Here is a 20,706-nt window from a genome sequence, read left to right on the forward strand (position 1 = left end):
CGGCCGAGATGCGGGCTTGACTTTTCGGAGCAAAACATCGACATGGACAGCGCGTCACCTTCCGGCCGCCGCGTGAGCGCGCCCTCGGCAAGCAGTTTCAAGCCGGGAAGAAGGAAAGCGCGAAGCACTCGCCGTATCCACGGCACCGCGCTCGACGATTTGCTTTAACCCACAAGTTCCCAATTCACGCGGGGTTCTTGACGCCAGACGACACCGGAAGCGCGAGGAAGCGTTTCCGGCGAACCTGTCTGGCGCCCCGAAAGGTATATATCTCTTGTCCAATTTCAAAGAGCTCGGTCTCTCGCAGGAAATTCTGGCGACGCTTGCTGCCAATGGTTTCGAGAAACCGACGCCCATCCAGATGCAATCCATTCCGCTCGTGCTGAAAGGCCATGACCTCATAGGCCTTGCCCAGACGGGCACCGGCAAGACCGCCGCCTTCGGCCTGCCGATGATCGAGAAGCTCCTCGCCGACGGCGGGCGCGCAGACCCGCGCAATATCCGCGCCCTGGTGCTCGCACCGACCCGTGAGCTCGTCAACCAGATCGCCACCAATCTCAAGCTCTTCGTCAGGAAGACGCCGCTTAAGATCGGCGTCGTGGTCGGCGGCGTCTCGATCAACAGGCAGACCGAACAGCTCGCCCGCGGCGTCGACATTCTCGTCGCGACCCCCGGCCGACTGCTCGATCTCGTCGCCCGTAAGGCGGTGACGCTGACCCAGGGCCGCTACCTCGTTCTCGACGAGGCCGACCAGATGCTTGATCTCGGCTTCATTCACGACCTTCGCAAGATCTCCAAGCTCGTGCCGAAGACCCGCCAGACGCTGCTCTTCTCCGCGACCATGCCGAAGCAGATTGCGGAACTCGCCCATGAATATCTGACCGATCCGGTGAAGGTCGAAGTGACCCCCCCGGGCAAGGCCGCCGACAAGATCGAGCAATATGTCCATTTCGTGCCGGGCAAGGACCTGAAGACGCAGATCCTCAAGCAGTCGCTGACCGCCAATCCCGATGGCCTGTCGCTGATCTTCAGCCGCACCAAGCATGGGGCAGAGAAGCTGATGAAGCATCTCGACCATGTGGGCTTCAAGGCCGCTTCGATCCATGGCAACAAGAGCCAGAGCCAGCGCGAACGGGCCCTCAAGGCCTTCCGCGACGGCGAAATCCGCGTCCTTGTCGCGACCGATGTCGCCGCCCGCGGCATCGACATCACCGGCGTCACCCACGTCTACAACTACGACCTGCCGGAAGTGCCGGACGCCTATGTGCACCGCATCGGCCGCACCGCCCGCAACGGCCGCGACGGCATCGCCATCGCCTTCTGCGCGCCGGATGAAATCCGCCTGCTGCGCGACATCGAGAAGCTGACGGGCATTGAGATCGCAGTCGCTAGCGGCGAGGCGCCGGCCGACCAGGCTCGCCCGTCGAAGGGACGCGGCGGACGCGGCAATGGCCAGAACCGCGGCAATGGCGGCGGCCCGCGCCAGGACAAGGCCCCCCGCCAGAAACGCCCGGCGCGCGAAGCGGCAGTTGGTTTTGCCGGCGACGAGCTCCTGCTCGAAGACCGCCCGCAGAAGCACGCGCGGCGCGACCAGCGTGCGACGGGCCACGGACATCATGACGGTCGTGCGGAAGGCAATCGCAACCACGAGGCCAAGAAGCACCATCACGGTCGCCCGGGACCGCAAGACAGCCGCCGCGGCCCCAGCGACGGCAATCGCCGTCAGGACGTGCGCCGCGCCGGTAAGGGCAGCCGTCAGGCCTAGCGCATCGGCCCGAAAATCGAATTTTCGGAAAGCTCGATGCGCGGATTCAAAGAGTTACAGCACCGCGCGTCTGAAAAGACGCGCGGCGCTGCAAACAGGAACCCGGCCGCATTCGGCCGGGAGCCCTCATTCTTCTCTATCGCCTCAGGCAGCGGCAGCCTTGCCGGTCTGCCCTTCGGAAGCTCCCTCGCTTTCGCTCTTGCGGTTGGTGAGGTAGACACCCGTCACGGCAATGACCGTACCGACGATCATCGGCCAGGTGAGTGCCTCGCCCAGAAGGAGCGCCGCCTCAACGGCCGCGAGCGGCGGCACCAGATAGATCAGCGATGCGGCGCGAGAGACCTGACCGCGGCGGATGAGATAAAGCAGGAGCGCGATCGCGCCCATTGACAGGCCGAGGACCGACCAGGCGAGCGCGGCGACAAGTTCGACGCTCCAGGTCACGCGCATATCCTCGAGCATCAGGGCTAAGGGCACAGTGACGATCAAGGCGCCGGCATATTGCAGCGTCGCGATCGCCCGGATGTCGCCGGTCTGCAGGTGCCGCTTCTGGTAAAGCGTGCCATAGGTGACCGCACCCATGCCGAGCACATTCACCGCCACCGGAAAAAGATTGATGTCGGTGTCGATCGCCAGCACCTTCGGCAGCACCGCAAGCGCGATGCCGGAGAAGCCGAGCACGATCCCCAGCCGCTGCACCCGGGTAATATTTTCGCCGATCAGGTAAGGCGCCACGGCCGCGGTCATCAGGGGCTGCAGGCCGGCGATAATGCCGGAGATGCCTGCGGGCACGCCTTCGCCGATCGCCCACCATATCGCACCCAGATAGAGCCCGTGGAGAAACACGCCGGAGATCACCGCATGGCCGATCATGTTCCACGAGCGCGGCCAGCGCGCGCCGGTCGCGGCACAGAAGCCGATGAAGAGCAGGATGGCGATGCTGTAGCGCATCGCGAGGAAGGTCAGCGGTTCGGCGAAAAAGGCCGCGTATTTCGCAACCACCCAGCCCGTGGACCAGAGCAGCACGAAGACGGCCGGAGCCAGGCGGGCAAGCAACATCGGCGTTTTCCTGAAGCAAGGCGGATCGAGGCCCGCAGGAGACTCGTACTTATGGCGGTAGAGCGCACGCCTCGCCTGGTCAAAGCAATTTTTCTGATGGCTGCAATCAGCGAATCGGAACCATCAGCCGCAGCGAGGATGCTGCCGGAGAGATAAAGCCTGCCTCGTACTCCTCGCGATAGTGCAGATGGCCGGTGTCGGCCGCGTATCCAGTGGCGGCGATCCAATCGAACATCTTGCGGTACTGGACAAAGACATCGCCATCTTCGGGGCGGTGCATCGTCGTTGCAAAGCGCATGGCTGGCAGATCCAGGTGCTCCGGATCAGCGAAAGTCGTACGACTCTCGCCGGCATAGCCGACGAGATAACGGAAACCATCCGTCCGGACATCCCAGGCGAGCCCGATCAGAGCGGAGTGATCCTTTGGGTGGCTTCGCCGCCGATGCTCCTGCGCTTCCGCGATCAGCCGGTGGATGGCGCCGTCGGCCGCGTCGACGAATGTTCCTTCCCAGAGTCGTCCGGTGATCCGTTGCGCCGGCCTTTCCGCAATCTCGTATTTTGCTTCCATCGTGCCTGCTCCGGTTGGCGAGCGATAAACATCGTACACTTCACAGCGCTGTGCGTCTTATCCCGACGTGAATCGCTCATGCAGTAGACTGCTCCGTTTCAACGAAAGACCGAAATGGGCTCAATTGTTTCAAGGGCGGATCGTCGGGCCACCTCACCCGGTCTGATAAAAATTGCGGCATTTGCCCGGTTGACGACCGCGTGTTGGAATCGGCAGCCGCACGAAACGTGGGTTGCAGCGGTGACGAGCACGGCGGGGCGAGGCAAAACGCTTTCGACTCAGTCGGCGCCAGCCCGAAATTTCTTCGCCGGCGAACGTGCACGCTTCTTGCATTGCGTCAAACGATGTACTCAAATGGTCGCAAAATAAGGGGACCACGCCTTTGGCATTTGACGAAATGATGAATGCGGACACCAGCCCGCGCCAGCCATATTCGACCTACCATGAATGGTATGCCAGCCAGGACCGAAACCGGCTCATAGCGAAATCGAAGGAAGCCGAGAACATCTTCCGTAAGACGGGCATCACCTTTGCGGTCTACGGACATGCGGAATCCTCCGAGAAGCTCATTCCCTTCGATCTCATTCCCCGCATCATTTCCGGCCGCGAATGGCGCAGGCTCGCCCAGGGCATCGAACAGCGGGTGATCGCGCTCAACGCCTTCCTCGACGACATCTATCACAAGCAGGAGATCATCCGTGCCGGCCGCATTCCGCGCGAGTTGATCGAGAAGAACGAAGCCTTCCTGCCGCAGATGATCGGCATCCGTCCGCCGGGCGGCGTCTATACGCACATCGTCGGCACCGACATCGTCCGCACCGGCGAGGACCAGTTCTATGTGCTGGAGGACAATGCCCGCACGCCGTCCGGCGTCAGCTACATGCTGGAAAACCGGGAAACCATGATGCAGATGTTCCCGGAGCTGTTCCACCAGAACCGCGTGCGGCCGGTGGAAAACTATCCCTATCTGCTGCGCCAGAGCCTGGCCTCGCTCGCCCCGCCCGGCTGCGCCGGCAGGCCGCGCGTCGCCGTCCTGACCCCCGGCATCTACAACTCCGCCTTCTACGAGCACGCCTTCCTCGCCGACATGATGGGCGTCGAGCTGGTCGAGGGTTCGGACCTGCGCGTCATCGACGGCAAGGTGAAGATGCGCACGACCCGCGGCTACGAGGCGATCGACGTGCTCTATCGCCGCGTCGACGACGATTTCCTCGACCCCTTGACGTTCCGCCCGGATTCCGCGCTCGGCATTCCGGGCATCATGGACGTTTATCGCGCCGGTAATATCACCATCGCCAATGCGCCCGGCACCGGCATTTCCGACGACAAGGCGATCTATTCCTACATGCCGGAGATCGTCGAGTTCTATACCGGCCGCAAGCCGCTGCTCGAAAACGTGCCGACCTGGCGCTGCTCCGAACCGCAGAGCCTTAAATATGTGCTCGAGCATCTGGAGGAACTCGTCGTCAAGGAAGTGCATGGCTCGGGCGGCTACGGAATGCTCGTCGGGCCGACGGCGACGAAAAGGGAACGCGCCGCCTTCGCTGAGAAGCTGAAGGAGCGCCCCGGCAACTACATCGCGCAGCCGACATTGTCGCTCTCGACCGTTCCGATCCTCGTCAACAAGGGCATTGCGCCACGGCACGTGGACCTGCGTCCTTACGTCCTCGTCTCCGACAAGGTGCAGATCATTCCAGGCGGCCTGACGCGGGTCGCGCTGAAGGAGGGCTCGCTGGTGGTGAATTCAAGCCAGGGCGGCGGCACGAAGGATACCTGGGTACTGGAGGACTGAGGCCATGTTGGGAAGAACTGCGAACGGCCTCTACTGGATGTTCCGCTACATCGAACGCGCAGAGAACGGCGCCCGCCTCATCGATGCGGGCCTGCGCATGTCGCTGACGCGCAGCGAAGCGACGGAGGACGACTGGGAAGGCGTACTGCAGAGCGCCGGCGTGCGCGAGCTTTACGACCAGGTACACGACAGGCTGACGAGCAGCGACGCCATCGACTTCCTCCTGCGCGACCGCGCCAACCCGTCGAGCGTCATGTCCTGCATCGAGGCGGGCCGACACAATGCCCGCATGGTCCGCACGGCGCTGACCCGCGAGACCTGGGAAGCGACCAACGAATGCTGGATCGCGATGAAGGAGAGCCTCGCCAGGAAGGTGCGGCCCGCAGACATGCCCGAGGTCATCGATGGCATCAAGCGGCGCACCGGCCTCATCCGCGGCGCCTTCCACGGCACGATGCTCCGAAACGAAATCTTCAACTTCTCACGCATCGGCACCTTCATCGAGAGGGCGGACAACACAGCCCGAATTCTCGACGTGAAATATTATGTTCTGCTCCCGGCGGTGTCCGCCGTCGGCTCGTCTATGGACAATGTGCAATGGGAATCGATCCTGCGCTCGGTTTCTGCGCACCGCGCCTATGGCTGGGTCTACGATGCCGAGCTCAAGCCGGCGAATATCGCCGACTTCCTGATCTCGAACGGCCGCATGCCGCGCTCGCTCGCCTATTGCTACGAGAAGATCGCCAGCAATCTCGGCTATCTCGCGCGCGAATATGGCGAGAAGCACGCGGCTCACGAGACGGCGGAGCAGACGCTCACGTCCCTGCGCAGCCGCTCGATCAAAGACATCATGGACCGGGGCCTGCACGAATATCTGGAAGAGTTCATCAGCCACAACAACCGTCTGGGACAGGAAATCACCGACGGCTACCGGTTCTACAACTGAGGCTCGGGAGAATGGCATGTACCTGAAAATCAGCCACACGACCGAGTATCACTATGACCAGCCGGTGCCCTACGCCCTGCAGCGGCTGCGCCTGACGCCGACGAGCCAGCCCGGTCAGACGGTTCTAAACTGGCGGACGCTCGTCGAGGGCGCCGTCGTCGAGGTCGCCTATGACGACCACTTCGGCAACCGCACCCATCTCGTCAGCGTCGACGCCAACCGGACGAGCTTCCGCATAGAGGCGAGCGGCGAAGTCGACACCGACGACAAGGCCGGCGTCTTCGGCGCACACCAATCCTACGTGCCGTTATGGCTCTACCTGCGTGAGACGCCGCTCAGCAAGCCCGGCAAGCGCATTCGTGAATTGGCGAAATCGGCCACGGGCAAGACGGATCTCGACCGCATGCACGCACTCATGGCGATGGTCCATGAGAGCGTCGAATACGGGACGGGCGAGACCCACGTCGAAACCCGTGCCGAAGAGGCGCTGGAGCGCGGCAAGGGCGTGTGCCAGGACCACGCCCAGATTCTCATCTCCGCCGCGCGCACTCTCGGCCTGCCCGCCCGTTACGTCTCCGGCTATCTGATGGTGGAAGGCCATCCCGAGCAGACCGCAAGCCATGCCTGGGCCGACGTCCATCTGGCCGGTCTCGGCTGGGTCGGTTTCGACGCCGCCAACAAGATCTGCCCGGACGACCGCTATGTCCGCGTCGCCTCCGGCCTCTGCTACCGGGATGCGGCCCCGGTCTCAGGCCTCTTTCACGGCGCTGCCCGCGAGACGCTGAAGGTGGCCGTGACGGTTGAGCGGCAACAGCAGGCGCAAAGCCAGAGCCAGGGAAACCAGAGCCAGACGCAAAGCCAGTGAGGCGAAAGTATTGGCTCGGTCAGCCCCTCATCCGCCTGCCCGTCCTCCGCAGCAGCTGCGGAGGGTGGACCGGCACCTCCCCGCAAGCGGAGAGAGAGATAGTTCTCGGGTTAAACCCAAAGAGAGGGGCCAATTTGGAAGTGAAGCGAAAGTCAACTCGCCTTCGCCTCACGTCCATCAATGGCTGTCACGGTCCATTGGGATGCGGTCACCACGCGCCCCGACTAGAAAATCGAGGTCGGCGCCGGTGTCGGCCTGCATGACCGTCTTGATATAGAGGCCGCCATAGCCGCCGACGAGCGGCGTAACCGGCGAGACCCAGGCTTCCCGGCGGCGGGCCAACTCCTCGTTAGAAACATGGAGATGCAGGGAGCGGTTCGGGATATCGACCTCGATGATGTCGCCGTTCTCGACCAGCGCCAGCGGTCCGCCCTCAGCGGCTTCCGGTGCCGTGTGGAGGATGACGGTGCCGTAGGCGGTGCCCGACATGCGCGCGTCCGAAATCCGGATCATGTCGGTAATGCCCTTCTTCAGGACCTTCGGCGGCAGACCCATATTGCCGACTTCGGCCATGCCGGGATATCCCTTGGGGCCGCAATATTTCAGCACCATGATAGAGTTCTCGTCGATGTCGAGATCGTCGCGGTTGATGCGGGCGTGATAGTCCTCGATGCTTTCGAAGACGACCGCCCGGCCCTTGTGCTGCATCAGGTGCGGCGATGCCGCCGACGGCTTCAGCACGGCACCGCGCGGCGCCAGATTGCCGCGCAGAACGGCAATGCCGCCCGACTTGGTCAGCGCCTTTTCCTTGGGCAGGATTACATCCTCGTTATAGTTGGCGACACCCTTGACGTCGTTCCAGATCGTGTCGCCGCTGACGGTGATCGCATCATTGTGCAGGAGTCCCATTTCGGCCACCGCCTTGATCACCACCGGCAAGCCACCGGCATAATAGAACTCCTCCATCAGATATTTGCCGGAGGGCTGCAGGTTGACGATCGTCGGTACATCGCGGCCGAGCCGGTCCCAGTCGTCGAGCGAGAGATCGACGCCGACGCGGCCGGCAAGTGCCAGCAGGTGCAGGACGGCATTGGTCGAGCCGCCGACGGCGCCATTGACGCGAATGGCGTTTTCGAAGGCCTCTTTCGTCAGGATGTCGGAGGGTTTCAGGTCCTCCTTGACCATCTCGACGATGCGGCGGCCGGTGAGCTGTGAGATCACCCGGCGGCGCGCATCGACGGCGGGAATCGCCGCATTGCCGGAGAGCGTCATTCCGAGCGCTTCGGCCATGGACGCCATGGTCGAAGCCGTGCCCATGGTCATGCAGCTTCCCGCCGAACGGGCCATGCCCTGTTCGGCATCCATGAACTCCTCCAGCGTCATTTCGCCGGACTTGACCATCTCCGAGAACTGCCAAACCGCCGTACCGGAGCCGACATCCTTGCCGCGCCACTTGCCATTGAGCATCGGACCGCCCGAGACGACGATCGCCGGGATATCGACGCTCGCAGCACCCATCAGGAGGCTGGGCGTGGTCTTGTCGCAGCCGCCGAGCAGCACGACGCCGTCGACCGGATTGCCACGGATCGCCTCCTCGACATCCATCGCCGCGAGATTGCGGAACATCATCGCCGTCGGGCGAAGCGTGCTCTCGCCGGTCGAGAAGACCGGGAACTCAACCGGGAAGCCGCCCGCCTCGTAGACCCCGCGCTTCACCCGCTCGGCAAGATCCCGCAAATGCGCGTTGCAGGGGGTGAGCTCGGACCAGGTGTTGCAGATGCCGATGATGGGCCGCCCGTCGAAAGTGTCGGCGGGGAGTCCCTGGTTCTTCATCCAGGAGCGATGCATGATGGCGTTCTTGCCCGTACCGCCGAACCAATCCTGGGAACGCAATTTGCGCGGCCACTCAGCTTTCTTCTTCATCTCTTCTTCCTTAAGGCCCGCGGGCGGGCGGAAACGGGCTGGCCTGCTGCATCCCTTAAATCGGCTCGATCTCTGGAACATGCAGCAATTCAAAGGGCGACACGTCTGACAAGACGTGCGGCGCTGTGGGCCGGGATACGGAGTTCCTCCCGCACCCGGCCCAGTCGATCAGGCCAGCGTGTAGGCTGTCTTGACGGTCGTGTAGAATTCGGCGGCGTATTTGCCCTGTTCGCGCGGGCCGTAGGAAGAGCCCTTGCGGCCGCCGAAGGGCACGTGGAAATCGACGCCGGCCGTCGGCAGGTTGACCATCACCATGCCGGCTTCGGAATTGCGCTTGAAATGCGTCGCATGCCGGAGGCTCGTCGTGGCGATGCCGGAGGAGAGCCCGAAGGGCGTGTCGTTGGCGACGGCGAGCGCCTCGTCATAGTCCTTGACGCGGATGACCGCGGCGACCGGGCCGAAGATCTCCTCGCGGCTGATGCGCATCTGGTTGGTCGCCTCGGTGAACAGCGCCGGCTGCAGGTAGAAGCCGGGCGTGTCGCGCCTGATCAGCTCGCCGCCGAAGGCGAGCTGCGCCCCTTCCTGCTGACCGATGGCGATATAGTCGGTGTCCTGGCTCAACTGGCCCTGGTCGACCACCGGTCCGATATGGGTGCCGGCCTTCAGCGCATCGTCGACGACGAGGCCCTGCATGCGCGCGGTCATCGCCGCGACGAACCTGTCGTGGATGCCCTCGGTGACGATGATGCGCGACGAGGCCGTGCAGCGCTGGCCGGTCGAGAAGAAGGCGGAGTTGACCGCCGCTTCGACGGCGACCGACAGATCGGCGTCGTCGAGCACGACGAACGGGTTCTTGCCGCCCATCTCCAGCTGAAACTTGCGATTGTGCTCGACCGAGGCGAGCGCCACGCGCTTGCCGGTGGCGGTCGAGCCGGTGAAGGTGATCGCCTGGATGTCCGGGCTGTCGAGCATCGCCTGGCCGACGACCGAGCCCTTGCCCATGACGAGGTTCAGCACGCCCTTCGGCAGGCCGGCGCGGTGCAGGATGTCGACGATCGCCCAAGAGCAGCCCGGCACCAGTTCCGCCGGTTTGAAGACGACGGTGTTGCCGTAGGCGAGCGCCGGCGCAATCTTCCAGGCGGGAATGGCGATCGGGAAATTCCAGGGGGTGATGATGCCGACGACGCCGACCGGTTCGCGGGTGATCTCGACGCCGATGTTCGGGCGCACCGAGGGGATGACCTCGCCGGCCAGCCGCAGGCACTCGCCGGCGAAGAACTCGAAGATCTGGCCGGCGCGCACCGTCTCGCCGATGCCTTCGGCAAGCGTCTTGCCCTCCTCGCGCGACAAGAGCCGCCCGAGTTCGTCCTTGCGCGCCATGATCTCGTCGGCGGTTTTCTTGAGGATCGCATGGCGCTCGAGGATGCCGGAGCGCGACCAGGCCGGAAAGGCCGCCTTTGCCGCGGCGATTGCGGCCTTCGCATCCTCGGCGCTCGCACGGGCATATTCGCCGACGACGTCATTGGTGTTCGACGGATTGATGTTGGCAATGCCGTCGCTGCCGACCCATTCGCCGGCAATCAGGTTCTGGTGAAGTGTCATGGCTTCAGCCTCCTTGTCTTGTCGCAAGCGACCGCCCGTCGCGGCCAGCCGTCTTTTACATGTCAGAGCTGATGGATGGCGATTTCTTCTTCCTCGGAGATCGCCAGCGGGTTGCGCAACGCCAGACCAAAGCCCTCGGCCTCGATCTCGAAAACGTCGTCCGCCTCCGTGCGGATGCCGTCGCCGAAGGAGAGCGTCGCGGTTCCGAACATGTGCACATGCACGTCGCCCGGCACGCGGAAGAGCTCATATTTGAAGTGGTGATACTCGAGATTGGCGAAGCTGTGGGACATGTTCGCCTCACCGGAAAGGAAGGGCTTTTCCCACAGGACCTTGCCGCCGCGCAGGATTCGCGAGGTGCCGCGGATGTCGTCGGGCGCGGCGCCGATGCGGATCTCCGGACCGAAGCTCGCCTGCCTCAATTTCGAGTGTGCCAGCCACAGATAATTGACCCGCTCGGTCTTGTGGTCGGAAAACTCATTGGCGACCGCAAAGCCGAGGCGATAGGGCACGCCCTCGTCGGAAATGACGTAAATGCCCGCCATTTCCGGTTCTTCGCCGCCATCCTCCGCAAAAGAGGGCGACGTCAGCGGCTGGCCGGGTGCCACCGCAGCGCTACCGTTGCCCTTGTAGAACCATTCCGGCTGGACGCCCTTTTCGCCGGACCTCGGCTTGCCGCCCTCGAGCCCCATGCGGAACATCTTCATCGAGTCGGTCAGCGTCTCTTCCGCCGCCTCTGTCGTCTTCTTGTGCATGGCGTCGCGCGTCGCCGCCGAGCCGAGATGCGTCAGCCCGGTTCCGGTCAAATGGAGGTGCGCCGGATCGGGGTGGGTGATCGGCGGCAGCATCCGCCCCTCGGCATAGGCCTTTTCGAGATCGATGGCGTCGCCCAGTCCCTTGGCATCGATGACGTCCTTCAGGCTCCTGCCGCCGTTCGCCGCCTCCATGGCGAGCGCATAGACGCTTTCCGCGCCCTTGACGACGCGCGCCGTTTCACCGGGCACCCGCACTGCAACCGCGGTCGACCCGTCTTGCATTCTGACCTGAGAAATCAGCACGTTTCTGTCCTTCCTGAGTTCGATCCAGGCGACGCTCCTTCACGGCGAAGGCAACGCGCCACCTTCAGGGCGGCCTCGATGACCGCCCAGCTCCGGCAGCCTGGGCTGCCCTTTCACCTGCCGGGTAAGGCGGCCGACCGGACCTCCGATCAGGCCTTGCCTTTGTTCTTGTTGTAGACGTCGAAGAACACCGCTGCGAGCAGCACGAGACCCTTGATGAGCTGCTGGTAGTCGATCCCGATGCCCATGATCGACATGCCGTTGTTCATCACGCCCATGATGAAGGCGCCGATCACCGCGCCGGTGATCTTGCCGACGCCGCCCGAAGCCGACGCACCGCCGATGAAGCAGGCCGCGATCACGTCGAGCTCGAAGCCGACGCCGGCCTTCGGCGTCGCCGAGTTCAAGCGCGCGGTGATGATCATGCCGGCAAGTGCTGCGAGCACGCCCATGTTTACGAAGGCATAGAAGGTCAGTCGCTCCGTGTTGATGCCGGAGAGCTTGGCAGCCTTCTCATTGCCGCCCATCGCATAGACCCGGCGGCCGACGGTCGAGCGCGTCGTGATAAAGGTGTAGAGAGCGATCAGGACACCCATGACGACGAGAACATTGGGCAGGCCGCGATAGGTCGCGAGTTGGAAGCCGAGGAACAGCGCAACGATGGCGATCACCGCCATCTGTGTGGCGAAGAAGAAGAAAGGCTCGTTGTCGGTGCCGTGCTGCTCGTTGATCCGGCGATTGCGCAGGCCCGCATACATCGCGTAGCCAACGAGCAGGATAACCGCCACCAGCGCGACCATGTTCTTGATGACGTCCGGGCTCGGGTTCAGGAAGTAGAGGAAATCCGGAACGAACCCCGTCGAAAGAAGCTGGAATTCCTTCGGGAACGGGCCGATCGGGCGCCCGCCGAGCACCACATAGGTGAGTCCGCGGAAGACCAGCATGCCCGCAAGCGTCACGATAAAGGCGGGGATCTTCTGATAGGCGACCCAATAGCCCTGCGCCGCTCCCATGATGCCGCCGACGACGAGACAGGCGGGAATGACGACGAGAGCCGGCAGCCCCCATTTGACCAGCATGATGGCCGAGGCCGCGCCAATGAAGGCGACGATGGAGCCGACCGAGAGGTCGATATGGCCCGCCACGATGATCAGCAGCATGCCCAGCGCCATGATGACGATGAACGAGTTCTGCAGCACCAGGTTGGTGATGTTGACGGGTTTGAAGAGAACGCCGTTGGTCACGAACTGGAAGAACAGCATGATGATCACGAGCGCGACCAGAAGGCCGTACTCGCGGATGTTGTTCTTGAGGTAGTCACCGATCGACGGTTTGGTGGTGTGGGTGCTCGTATCGGCGACCATTAGTGTTTCTCCCCTGAACGCATGATGGCACGCATGATGGATTCCTGGCTGGCTTCTTCCTTGGAAAGCTCGGCCACGATGCGTCCCTCGTTCATGACGTAGATGCGATCGCAGGTTCCGAGCAGCTCCGGCATTTCCGACGAGATCATCAGGATGCCTTTGCCCTCGGCCGCGAGTTGATTGATGATGGTGTAGATTTCATACTTCGCGCCGATGTCGATGCCGCGCGTCGGCTCGTCGAGTATGAGGACTTCGGGATTGGTGAACAGCCACTTCGACAGCACGACCTTCTGCTGGTTGCCGCCCGACAGGTTCACTGCCTCCTGATAGATCGAGTGCGAACGGATGCGGAGCTTGGAGCGGTAGTCGGACGCGACCTTCGCCTCCTTGCGCTCGTCGATGACACCGTTCGCGGAAACCGCGCCGAGGTTCGAGAGCGTGGTGTTGTGCATGATGTTGTTGATCAGGACGAGACCGAGCTGTTTCCGGTCTTCAGTCACATAGGCAAGCCCCGCCTTGATCGCCCGCGGGATGGTGCTCACATCCACGGGCTTGCCGCGCATGGTCACCTCGCCGGTGATCTTGTGGCCCCAGGAGCGGCCGAAAATGCTCATCGCCGTCTCGGTGCGTCCGGCACCCATCAGCCCCGCAATACCGACAATCTCGCCGGCGCGGACCTTGAAGCTGACGTCGTGCAGGAACTGCCGGTCACGGTGATGCTGATGGAACACGTTCCAGTTCTTCACCTCGAGCAGCGTATCGCCGATATTCGGTTCGCGCGGCGGATAGCGATCCTCGAGCGCGCGCCCGACCATGCCCTTGATGATCCGGTCCTCGCCGACGTCTTCCTTGTGACAGTCGAGCGTTTCCACGGCGCCGCCATCGCGCAGAATGGTGATCTGGTCCGCGACCTTTTTGATCTCGTTTAGCTTGTGCGAGATGATGATCGAAGTCATGCTCTGGTTGCGGAACTCCATGAGGAGCTTCAGGAGCGCGTCCGAGTCGTTCTCGTTGAGCGACGCGGTGGGCTCGTCGAGGATCAGGAGCCGCACCTTCTTGGAAAGCGCCTTGGCAATCTCCACCAGCTGCTGCTTGCCGACGCCGATGTCGGTGATGAGCGTCGCCGGCGATTCCTTCAAGCCGACCTTCTTCAGCAGCTCCTGCGTCCGCGCAAAGGTCTGCGGCCAGTGGATGACGCCGTTGGTGGCGAGCTCGTTGCCGAGGAAAATGTTCTCGGCGATCGAAAGCAGCGGCACCAGCGCCAGTTCCTGGTGGATGATGATGATGCCGAGCTCTTCGCTGTCGGCGATCGTGCTGAAGCGGCGGACCTCGCCGTCGTAGCGGATTTCGCCCTCATAGGTGCCGGCGGGATAGACGCCGCTCAGGACCTTCATCAAGGTCGACTTGCCGGCGCCATTCTCACCGACGAGGGCATGGATTTCGCCTTCGCGGACCTTGAACGAGACGTTGTCCAGCGCCTTGACGCCGGGAAACGTCTTCGTGATGCCCCGCATTTCGAGAATGATATTGTCCATAATCAGCGATTCCAGCGGCAGTCTCGCGAGAGACTACAGGCTTCCTCCCCGCTGCGACAATTCCGGAATTCATTGGCTTCCGGACATTGTGCAGCAGTTCAAAGTTTTGGAGCGACCTTCATGCATCCGCAAGATGCCGGTCGGCTCAGAAAAAAGGGGCCCGCGGTCCCGCGGACCCCTTCGACTGGATTAGTTGTCGATCTGCTCTTCGGTGTAGTAGCCGGAACCGACGAGGATTTCCTTGGCGTTGGTCTTGTCGACCGAAACGGGCTTCAAGAGGTAGGACGGAACGACCTTGACGCCGTTTTCATAGGTCTTGGTGTCGTTCACTTCCGGCTCCTTGCCGTCCATGATGGCATTGACCATGTTGACGGTGACCTTGGCGAGTTCGCGGGTGTCCTTGAAGACCGTCGAATACTGTTCGCCGGCGAGGATCGACTTGACCGACGGCAGTTCGGCGTCCTGGCCGGTGACGACCGGCATCGGCAGGTCGCCGGAGCCGTAGCCAACGCCCTTCAGGGCCGAGATGATGCCGATGGAGAGACCGTCATAGGGCGAAAGAACGCCATCGATTTTGGCATCCGTATAGGTGGAGGACAGCAGGTTCTCCATGCGGGCCTGAGCGACGGAGCCGTCCCAGCGCAGCGTACCGACCTGGTCCATGCCCATCTGGCCCGACTTGACGACGATCTTGCCGCTGTCGATCAGCGGCTGCAGGACCGACATGGCGCCGTCATAGAAGAAGAAGGCGTTGTTGTCGTCCGGAGAACCGCCGAAGAGTTCGATGTTCTTCGGCTCGGTGGCGCCGTCGAGCTTCAGGCCTTCGACGAGCGAGGTCGCCTGCAGGACGCCGACCTGGAAGTTGTCGAAGGTAGCGTAGTAATCGACATTGCCCGAATCGCGGATGAGGCGATCGTAAGCGATAACCTTGACGCCGGAGTCGGCAGCCTTCTGCAGAATGTCGGAGAGGGTCGTGCCGTCGATGGCGGCGATGACGAGAACCTTCGCGCCCTTCGTCACCATGTTCTCGATCTGCGACAGCTGGTTCGGAATATCGTCGTCAGCAAACTGCAGATCCGGCGTGTAGCCGGCTTCATTGAACAGCTTCTCCATGGTTTCGCCGTCGGAGATCCAGCGGGTGGACGTCTTGGTCGGCATGGAGATGCCGACCATGCCCTTGTCCTGGGCGAATGCCGGCGAAGCGAAGGACGCGGCGGTCATCGCTGCGGCTGCGAGAAGCGAAGTAACAAATTTCATCAGATCTCTCCCTGAGTGTTGAAGCCGGCAGGCCAGAGCCCCCGTCTATGCACAGCGAACCCGCCTGCCCGAGACTTCGATCTCCGGCGGCGTTTCAAGATGAAGGAAGCCCTCCCCTCTCACATACTCCCGCATGCGCTGTCGCATAGGCTGCGAAACTGGAATCAATCGCCATAACTGTCAAATACAATATCGCTTTGCATGCATATCAAAATTGATATACCACTCACAAAGAGTGTGATTTTTGAATCGCTTGATAAACGAGTTCGAAAGTATGATCCCCGACAGCGCGCTTGCACCCGTGGGCGAACCGTTCGATGCCGGCCTTTTCCGGTCGGGGTTGAAGATCAATCACCTGCGCCTCGTGCTGGCGCTCGACGACCACCGCCGCATCAGCGCCGCCGCCGAGTCGCTCGGCATTTCGCAACCGGCCGCCTCGCGCATGCTCGCCGAAATCGAAGCCATCGTAAAGGCGCCGATCTGCGCGCGCGTCGCCCGCGGCGTCGAACTCACCCGCTACGGCGAGGCGCTTGCCCGGCGGGCCCGCACCATCTTCCTTGAATTACGCGAGGCCGCCCGGGAAATCAACGAGCTGAGGAGCGGCAGCGGCGGCTCGGTCTCGCTCGGCTCCGTCACCGGCCCGGCACTCAATCTCGGCGTCCCCGCGATCCGCCAGGTTTCCACCGCCTATCCCGGCATCGAGATCAACGTGCAGATCGACAACAGCAACGTGCTGACGCGCGAGTTGCTCGCCGCCCGCCACGACTTCGTCATCGGCCGCATCCCCGACGACCTCAACCCGCGCCTCTTCAATATGGTCGAGGTCGGTTTCGAGGAAGTCTGCCTGATCGTGCGGGAAGGCCATCCGCTGATCGAGAAAGCCTCCGTGAGCGCCGACGACCTGCCCGGCTACGACTGGGTATTCCAGCCGCCGGGCACGCTCTTGCGCCGCGCCGTGGAGGACAGCTTCCTCTCCGCCGGCGTCCGCCTGCCCGCGACCGTCATCAACACCTCCTCCATCATCCTGACGCTGTCGATCGTGCGCAACACCAACGCCATCGCCCCGGTCGCGCTCGACGTCGCCCGGCTCGTCGCCGGCAACGGCACGCAGGCCGGCGAGATCCGCATCCTGACGACCGAATTTCCGATCCGAATCAAGCCCTATGGGCTCATCACCGCCGAGGGCCGGGCCCTCCCCCCGAGCGCCAAGCTGCTCTACGACTTGATCCTGAAGCAAAGCCGCATGTGATCAGGCCCGCTTAATCTTCGCCCGGCAGGATGGCGCGATGCTAAAGACTCGGGAATCACGGAGGCTTCATGTTCGGCATGTCGGTGTTCCAATCGGTGCTCGAGCGCCTCAAGGCCGAGCGGGACATTGAAGAGGACGGGGATGCGGCGGACGGCGGCGAGGGCCAGGCGTGGCGCGCGCCGATCGATCGGTCACCGGTCTTCGTCATGGAGATGCCTGTCCAGACGGCGTCAGCCTTCGATGCCGTTGCAATGGCCTATCGGGAGCTGTCACCCTCCGAAAGGGCGGAGCCGCCGGTCATGCCCGCCTATCTGACGCGCACCAGCCTTGCCGAGGTCGCCGAAGAGCTCGCGATCACGGAAGACGAAACGAGCCTCACGCTTGCGGCCAAGCGCCGGCGCTTTGCCGCGGCGAATCATCCGGACAGGCTGCCGGCCGAGTTTCGATCAAATGCGACCCTCCGGATGAAGCTCGCCAATATGCTCATCGATGAGGCCACGAGGAGACTTGGCCGGCCTTGAGGTCGCCTACCCCCTCTGGCCTGCCGGCCAGAAGAGGTGAGCCTGTCCCAGTCACTTCGGCTCGTCGGACGTCACCGCTTCCTTCTCTTCCGGCTCCTTCGGCCGGTAGAAGAGCAGAAGCGCGGCGCCGGCATAGGCGGTCACGATCAGGAAGATCGTTCCCCACATCATCTGCCCGCCGTAGAACTCGACGGCGGTCCACGTGGCGCAGAGGGCGACGATCAGCAGCCGGATCCATAGGGGCCGATAGAAAGGGTGGTCCGGATCGATGAATTTGATCATCTCATGCCTCTGAAGATACGCGCGGTTGGCGGTCGCTGCGTCGATCGGACGCTGAAACGTGCCGCAGCCCCTTTAAACCGCATTATGCAGTCGCGCATATTTCCCTAAAGCGGAACCGACCCCGGGTAAACCCCGTCGCGGCTACAGCGCCGTGCGTGCCTTTCGAAAATCTGGTCCGTTTCTCGTGCGCAAACGCACGGGTCCCGGCAGACACCGGCTTGACGCCAACCGACGAAATGGAATAATTGTTCCGCATTGATAATTTTTAGCCTTTTCATTCCGATTGCGCGACGACAGGCGCCAGGGCAGAATCGGCTTGAAGGGCACGGGAGAGCAATTGGCGCGCCACAGGCGCCATTATGGTTCCCCTCCTTGACTTCTGAATTCGCGGGCCCTCGTCCCGCGACGCCTTTGCGCGATGAGCGGCATATCATCACGCCCCAACCCGGTCGCGGACCGGAATTCGAGAGAAAACGAAGATGACAGTGAGATTTGGTCTTCTGGGCGCCGGGCGTATCGGCAAGGTTCACGCGAAAGCCGTCAGCGGCAATCCGAACGCCGTTCTTGTCGCCGTTGCCGATGCCTTCCCGGCCGCCGCCGACGCGATCGCCAAGGCCTATGGCTGCGAGGTCCGCACCATCGAGGCGATCGAGGTGGCCGAGGATATCGACGCCGTCGTCATCTGCACGCCGACGGACACGCATGCCGATCTGATCGAGCGCTTCGCCCGCGCCGGCAAGGCGATCTTCTGCGAAAAGCCGATCGATCTCGACGTCGACCGTGTCAGGGCCTGCATGAAGGTGGTCTCCGAGACCGGCGCAAAGCTGATGGTCGGCTTCAACCGCCGCTTCGACCCGCATTTCATGGCCGTGCGCAAGGCGATCGACGAGGGCAAGATCGGCGAAGTCGAGATGGTGACGATCACCTCGCGCGATCCGGGCGCCCCGCCGATCGACTACATCAAGCGCTCGGGCGGCATCTTCCGCGACATGACCATCCATGACTTCGACATGGCGCGCTTCCTGCTCGGCGAGGAGCCGGTTTCGGTGACGGCGACCGCCGCCGTGCTCGTCGACGAGGAGATCGGCGCGGCCGGCGACTATGACAGCGTTTCCGTCATCGTGCAGACGGCCTCCGGCAAGCAGGCGATCATCTCCAACTCGCGCCGCGCCACCTATGGCTATGACCAGCGCATCGAGGTGCACGGCTCGAAGGGCGCCGTTTCGGCCGAGAACCAGCGCCCCGTCTCGATCGAAATCGCCAACGGCGAAGGCTATACGCGCCCGCCGCTGCATGACTTCTTCATGACGCGCTATACCGAAGCCTATGCCAACGAGATCGAGAGCTTCATCGCCGCGATCGAAAAGGGCGCGGAAATCAGCCCGTCCGGCAAGGACGGCCTCGCCGCCCTGGCACTCGCCGATGCGGCCGTGAAGTCGGTCGCCGAAAAGCGCCAGATCAGCCTCGACTGATGCGGATCGTAAACTTGATCGGGACGGCCGGGCACGACGCCCGGCCTTTTCATATCCTGCAGTAACTCACGCCGCCTGATGCCCGGCCGCCGCGATGTCGCCATCGACCGCGGTGAGCGCGCGGTTCAGATGCCCGTCGAAGACAAGCTGCTGCTCATCGGCGGCGACGGCGATTTCCGGCATGCCCTGCAGCCGCACCTGCAGCGATTGCTGCAGCCCCTCCTCCATGCCTTTCTGGAGCAGGTCGAAATAGCGCAAGCCCGGTCCGGTGACGAAGATCGGCATCGGCTCGTAAAGGCTGATGAGCCGGGAAATGCCGATGCCGAGCGCAAGGCCCGCCTGCCGGAAGGCATAGCCGGCCATGCGGTGCCCCTGGCGCGCGCCGGCAGCGATCTTGTCCATCTCCACGAGCGGCACGAATTTCGCGGGTATCGTGTCGGACGGCACCTCGAAAGCGGTGCGCAGGATGCCGTAGAAGCCGGCCGCCGCCTCGATGCAGCCATGGGCGCCGCAGCGACAGAGCCCGGCCGAGGTGGCATGCAACATATGGCCGAAATTCGGCGCGGAGACGTCGAACTCGCCTGACCGGCTCCGTCTCGCAAGGCCGAGGCCGATGCTGTGGCCGAGCGAAATGGCGGCAAGCGCCCGGGGCGCTTCCCCCCTATTGTCCGCCTGGACTGCAAGCGCCTGGGCGACCAGCAGGGTCTCGTTGCTGAGCATGATCCGCGCGCGCCAGCCGTCGCCGAGCAGGTCCGTAAAATCGAGCTCCTCATTGCCGAAGACCGGCGACCAGATGAGCCGCGCAGCATCGACCGCGACCAGCCCCTTGCTGCTGATGGACACGGCAAGCACCTGTTCCCTGGTGATGCCGGAGCGCTCCAGCAGGCGCTCGAGCGCCGCCGCGAACCGGCGCCCGAAGGCGGCCGCGCCGGCATGATCCTGACCGCGCGCCTCTTCGAAACGGTCGAGCAGCACACCGCCATAATCGGCAAGGGAATATTGAACGAGGTCGGAGGAAATCCGCACGACGATCAGGTAGCCGCAATCGCGTTTCGGCGCGAAAAGCACGCGCGGCCGGCCCCTGCCCCCCTGGACGTGATGCTCGCTCTTGGCGATGGCACCGATGCGCTCCAGTTCGGCGGTGATTGCGGAAATCGTCGCCGAGGCGAGGCCGGTCTGCTCGGCGATTTCCGTGTGGGCGAGCGCGCCTTTGCGGCGGAGCGCCGAAAGCACGAGCGCGGAATTCTGCTGACGCACCAGTTCGGTGCTGGACTTGGTCAGCATTCCCCGCCCCTGCCGATCGCGCCCGCTAGATACACATGCTCCTCCCAAAGCGCCGGCAACCGCCCGAACAAGGAGCCCGCATGTTCAGGAGACATACAGTTTCGAAGTCCTAAAGTACCCTTGTTGACAGCCTTCCCAAACTCTGACATTTATTTTCTCGACTG

General features: G+C 63.2%; 17 protein-coding genes. 7 read left to right on the forward strand and 10 right to left on the reverse strand.

What is annotated here, in order from left to right:
* The first annotated feature begins 274 nt into the window (after positions 1 to 274).
* Entirely contained in the window at positions 275 to 1,765 is a 1,491-nt protein-coding gene (locus tag SJ05684_RS11865) for a DEAD/DEAH box helicase (RefSeq protein WP_034851634.1), read from the forward strand.
* Between the two features lie 144 nt (positions 1,766 to 1,909).
* Here SJ05684_RS11865 and SJ05684_RS11870 read toward each other — a convergent pair whose 3' ends face one another.
* Positions 1,910 to 2,821 (reverse strand): DMT family transporter, encoded by a 912-nt coding sequence (locus tag SJ05684_RS11870; RefSeq protein WP_172901128.1) that lies wholly within the window; start codon positions 2,819 to 2,821, stop codon positions 1,910 to 1,912.
* Between the two features lie 109 nt (positions 2,822 to 2,930).
* Positions 2,931 to 3,392, reverse strand: coding sequence for a GyrI-like domain-containing protein (locus SJ05684_RS11875; protein WP_034851637.1), 462 nt, complete (start codon positions 3,390 to 3,392; stop codon positions 2,931 to 2,933).
* 397 nt (positions 3,393 to 3,789) lie between these two features.
* On the opposite strand from SJ05684_RS11875, the gene SJ05684_RS11880 reads away from it, so the two are divergent.
* Genes SJ05684_RS11880 through SJ05684_RS11890 form a run of 3 tightly spaced genes read left to right on the forward strand, consistent with a single transcriptional unit; the run spans position 3,790 to position 6,995 of the window.
* Positions 3,790 to 5,184 carry a circularly permuted type 2 ATP-grasp protein gene (locus SJ05684_RS11880; RefSeq protein WP_034851638.1) on the forward strand — a complete coding sequence of 465 codons (1,395 nt, stop codon included), beginning with the start codon at positions 3,790 to 3,792 and terminating at the stop codon, positions 5,182 to 5,184.
* 4 nt (positions 5,185 to 5,188) lie between these two features.
* Positions 5,189 to 6,130 carry an alpha-E domain-containing protein gene (locus tag SJ05684_RS11885; RefSeq protein ID WP_034851639.1) on the forward strand — a complete coding sequence of 314 codons (942 nt, stop codon included), beginning with the start codon at positions 5,189 to 5,191 and terminating at the stop codon, positions 6,128 to 6,130.
* A gap of 16 nt (positions 6,131 to 6,146) precedes the next feature.
* A complete protein-coding gene (locus SJ05684_RS11890) occupies positions 6,147 to 6,995 on the forward strand; it encodes a transglutaminase family protein (RefSeq protein ID WP_034851640.1) in 849 nt (282 codons plus the stop codon).
* 177 nt (positions 6,996 to 7,172) lie between these two features.
* Here SJ05684_RS11890 and araD read toward each other — a convergent pair whose 3' ends face one another.
* The 6 genes from araD to chvE all read right to left on the reverse strand — a co-directional run bounded on the left by araD (position 7,173) and on the right by chvE (position 15,734).
* A complete protein-coding gene (gene araD / locus SJ05684_RS11895; protein ID WP_034851641.1) occupies positions 7,173 to 8,918 on the reverse strand; it encodes an L-arabinonate dehydratase in 1,746 nt (581 codons plus the stop codon).
* Positions 8,919 to 9,086: 168 nt separating this feature from the next.
* On the reverse strand, positions 9,087 to 10,520 hold the full coding sequence (locus SJ05684_RS11900; protein ID WP_095694257.1) for an aldehyde dehydrogenase family protein: 1,434 nt from the start codon (positions 10,518 to 10,520) through the stop codon (positions 9,087 to 9,089).
* A gap of 62 nt (positions 10,521 to 10,582) precedes the next feature.
* Positions 10,583 to 11,578, reverse strand: a complete 996-nt coding sequence (gene araD1, locus SJ05684_RS11905; RefSeq protein WP_034856661.1) for an AraD1 family protein — start codon at positions 11,576 to 11,578, stop codon at positions 10,583 to 10,585.
* A gap of 149 nt (positions 11,579 to 11,727) precedes the next feature.
* A complete protein-coding gene (gene mmsB, locus SJ05684_RS11910; RefSeq protein WP_034856659.1) occupies positions 11,728 to 12,942 on the reverse strand; it encodes a multiple monosaccharide ABC transporter permease in 1,215 nt (404 codons plus the stop codon).
* The gene (gene mmsA / locus SJ05684_RS11915) at positions 12,942 to 14,477 is read right to left on the reverse strand and encodes a multiple monosaccharide ABC transporter ATP-binding protein (RefSeq protein WP_034856657.1); all 1,536 of its coding nucleotides are present in this window, start codon (positions 14,475 to 14,477) and stop codon (positions 12,942 to 12,944) included. Before mmsA ends, mmsB begins: the two co-directional genes overlap by 1 nt.
* Before the next feature lie 189 nt (positions 14,478 to 14,666).
* Positions 14,667 to 15,734 carry a multiple monosaccharide ABC transporter substrate-binding protein gene (gene chvE, locus SJ05684_RS11920; protein WP_034856655.1) on the reverse strand — a complete coding sequence of 356 codons (1,068 nt, stop codon included), beginning with the start codon at positions 15,732 to 15,734 and terminating at the stop codon, positions 14,667 to 14,669.
* A 274-nt stretch (positions 15,735 to 16,008) separates the two neighbouring features.
* Here chvE and SJ05684_RS11925 point away from each other — a divergent pair, with 274 nt between their 5' ends.
* Positions 16,009 to 16,983, forward strand: coding sequence for a LysR family transcriptional regulator (locus tag SJ05684_RS11925; RefSeq protein ID WP_034856645.1), 975 nt, complete (start codon positions 16,009 to 16,011; stop codon positions 16,981 to 16,983).
* Between the two features lie 68 nt (positions 16,984 to 17,051).
* Positions 17,052 to 17,504, forward strand: coding sequence for a hypothetical protein (locus SJ05684_RS11930; RefSeq protein ID WP_034856643.1), 453 nt, complete (start codon positions 17,052 to 17,054; stop codon positions 17,502 to 17,504).
* A 51-nt stretch (positions 17,505 to 17,555) separates the two neighbouring features.
* Here SJ05684_RS11930 and SJ05684_RS11935 read toward each other — a convergent pair whose 3' ends face one another.
* Positions 17,556 to 17,786, reverse strand: a complete 231-nt coding sequence (locus SJ05684_RS11935; protein WP_034856641.1) for a hypothetical protein — start codon at positions 17,784 to 17,786, stop codon at positions 17,556 to 17,558.
* Between the two features lie 479 nt (positions 17,787 to 18,265).
* Here SJ05684_RS11935 and iolG point away from each other — a divergent pair, with 479 nt between their 5' ends.
* A complete protein-coding gene (gene iolG, locus SJ05684_RS11940; protein WP_034856639.1) occupies positions 18,266 to 19,258 on the forward strand; it encodes an inositol 2-dehydrogenase in 993 nt (330 codons plus the stop codon).
* Between the two features lie 66 nt (positions 19,259 to 19,324).
* Here iolG and SJ05684_RS11945 read toward each other — a convergent pair whose 3' ends face one another.
* Positions 19,325 to 20,542, reverse strand: coding sequence for an ROK family transcriptional regulator (locus SJ05684_RS11945; protein ID WP_034856637.1), 1,218 nt, complete (start codon positions 20,540 to 20,542; stop codon positions 19,325 to 19,327).
* Between the last annotated feature and the right edge of the window lie 164 nt (positions 20,543 to 20,706).

The sequence above is a fragment of the Sinorhizobium sojae CCBAU 05684 genome (assembly GCF_002288525.1).
GTDB lineage: Bacteria > Pseudomonadota > Alphaproteobacteria > Rhizobiales > Rhizobiaceae > Sinorhizobium > Sinorhizobium sojae.

Bases quoted from the DNA above. Each gene is read 5' to 3' on its own strand.
- mmsB (WP_034856659.1), bottom strand. From the start codon at position 12,942: ATGGTCGCCGATACGAGCACCCACACCACCAAACCGTCGATCGGTGAC.
- SJ05684_RS11885 (WP_034851639.1), top strand. From the start codon at position 5,189: ATGTTGGGAAGAACTGCGAACGGCCTCTACTGGATGTTCCGCTACATC.
- SJ05684_RS11925 (WP_034856645.1), top strand. From the start codon at position 16,009: ATGATCCCCGACAGCGCGCTTGCACCCGTGGGCGAACCGTTCGATGCC.
- SJ05684_RS11880 (WP_034851638.1), top strand. From the start codon at position 3,790: ATGATGAATGCGGACACCAGCCCGCGCCAGCCATATTCGACCTACCAT.
- mmsA (WP_034856657.1), bottom strand. From the start codon at position 14,477: ATGGACAATATCATTCTCGAAATGCGGGGCATCACGAAGACGTTTCCC.
- SJ05684_RS11875 (WP_034851637.1), bottom strand. From the start codon at position 3,392: ATGGAAGCAAAATACGAGATTGCGGAAAGGCCGGCGCAACGGATCACC.
- araD (WP_034851641.1), bottom strand. From the start codon at position 8,918: ATGAAGAAGAAAGCTGAGTGGCCGCGCAAATTGCGTTCCCAGGATTGG.
- iolG (WP_034856639.1), top strand. From the start codon at position 18,266: ATGACAGTGAGATTTGGTCTTCTGGGCGCCGGGCGTATCGGCAAGGTT.
- chvE (WP_034856655.1), bottom strand. From the start codon at position 15,734: ATGAAATTTGTTACTTCGCTTCTCGCAGCCGCAGCGATGACCGCCGCG.
- SJ05684_RS11900 (WP_095694257.1), bottom strand. From the start codon at position 10,520: ATGACACTTCACCAGAACCTGATTGCCGGCGAATGGGTCGGCAGCGAC.
- SJ05684_RS11890 (WP_034851640.1), top strand. From the start codon at position 6,147: ATGTACCTGAAAATCAGCCACACGACCGAGTATCACTATGACCAGCCG.
- SJ05684_RS11945 (WP_034856637.1), bottom strand. From the start codon at position 20,542: ATGCTGACCAAGTCCAGCACCGAACTGGTGCGTCAGCAGAATTCCGCG.
- SJ05684_RS11935 (WP_034856641.1), bottom strand. From the start codon at position 17,786: ATGATCAAATTCATCGATCCGGACCACCCTTTCTATCGGCCCCTATGG.
- SJ05684_RS11930 (WP_034856643.1), top strand. From the start codon at position 17,052: ATGTTCGGCATGTCGGTGTTCCAATCGGTGCTCGAGCGCCTCAAGGCC.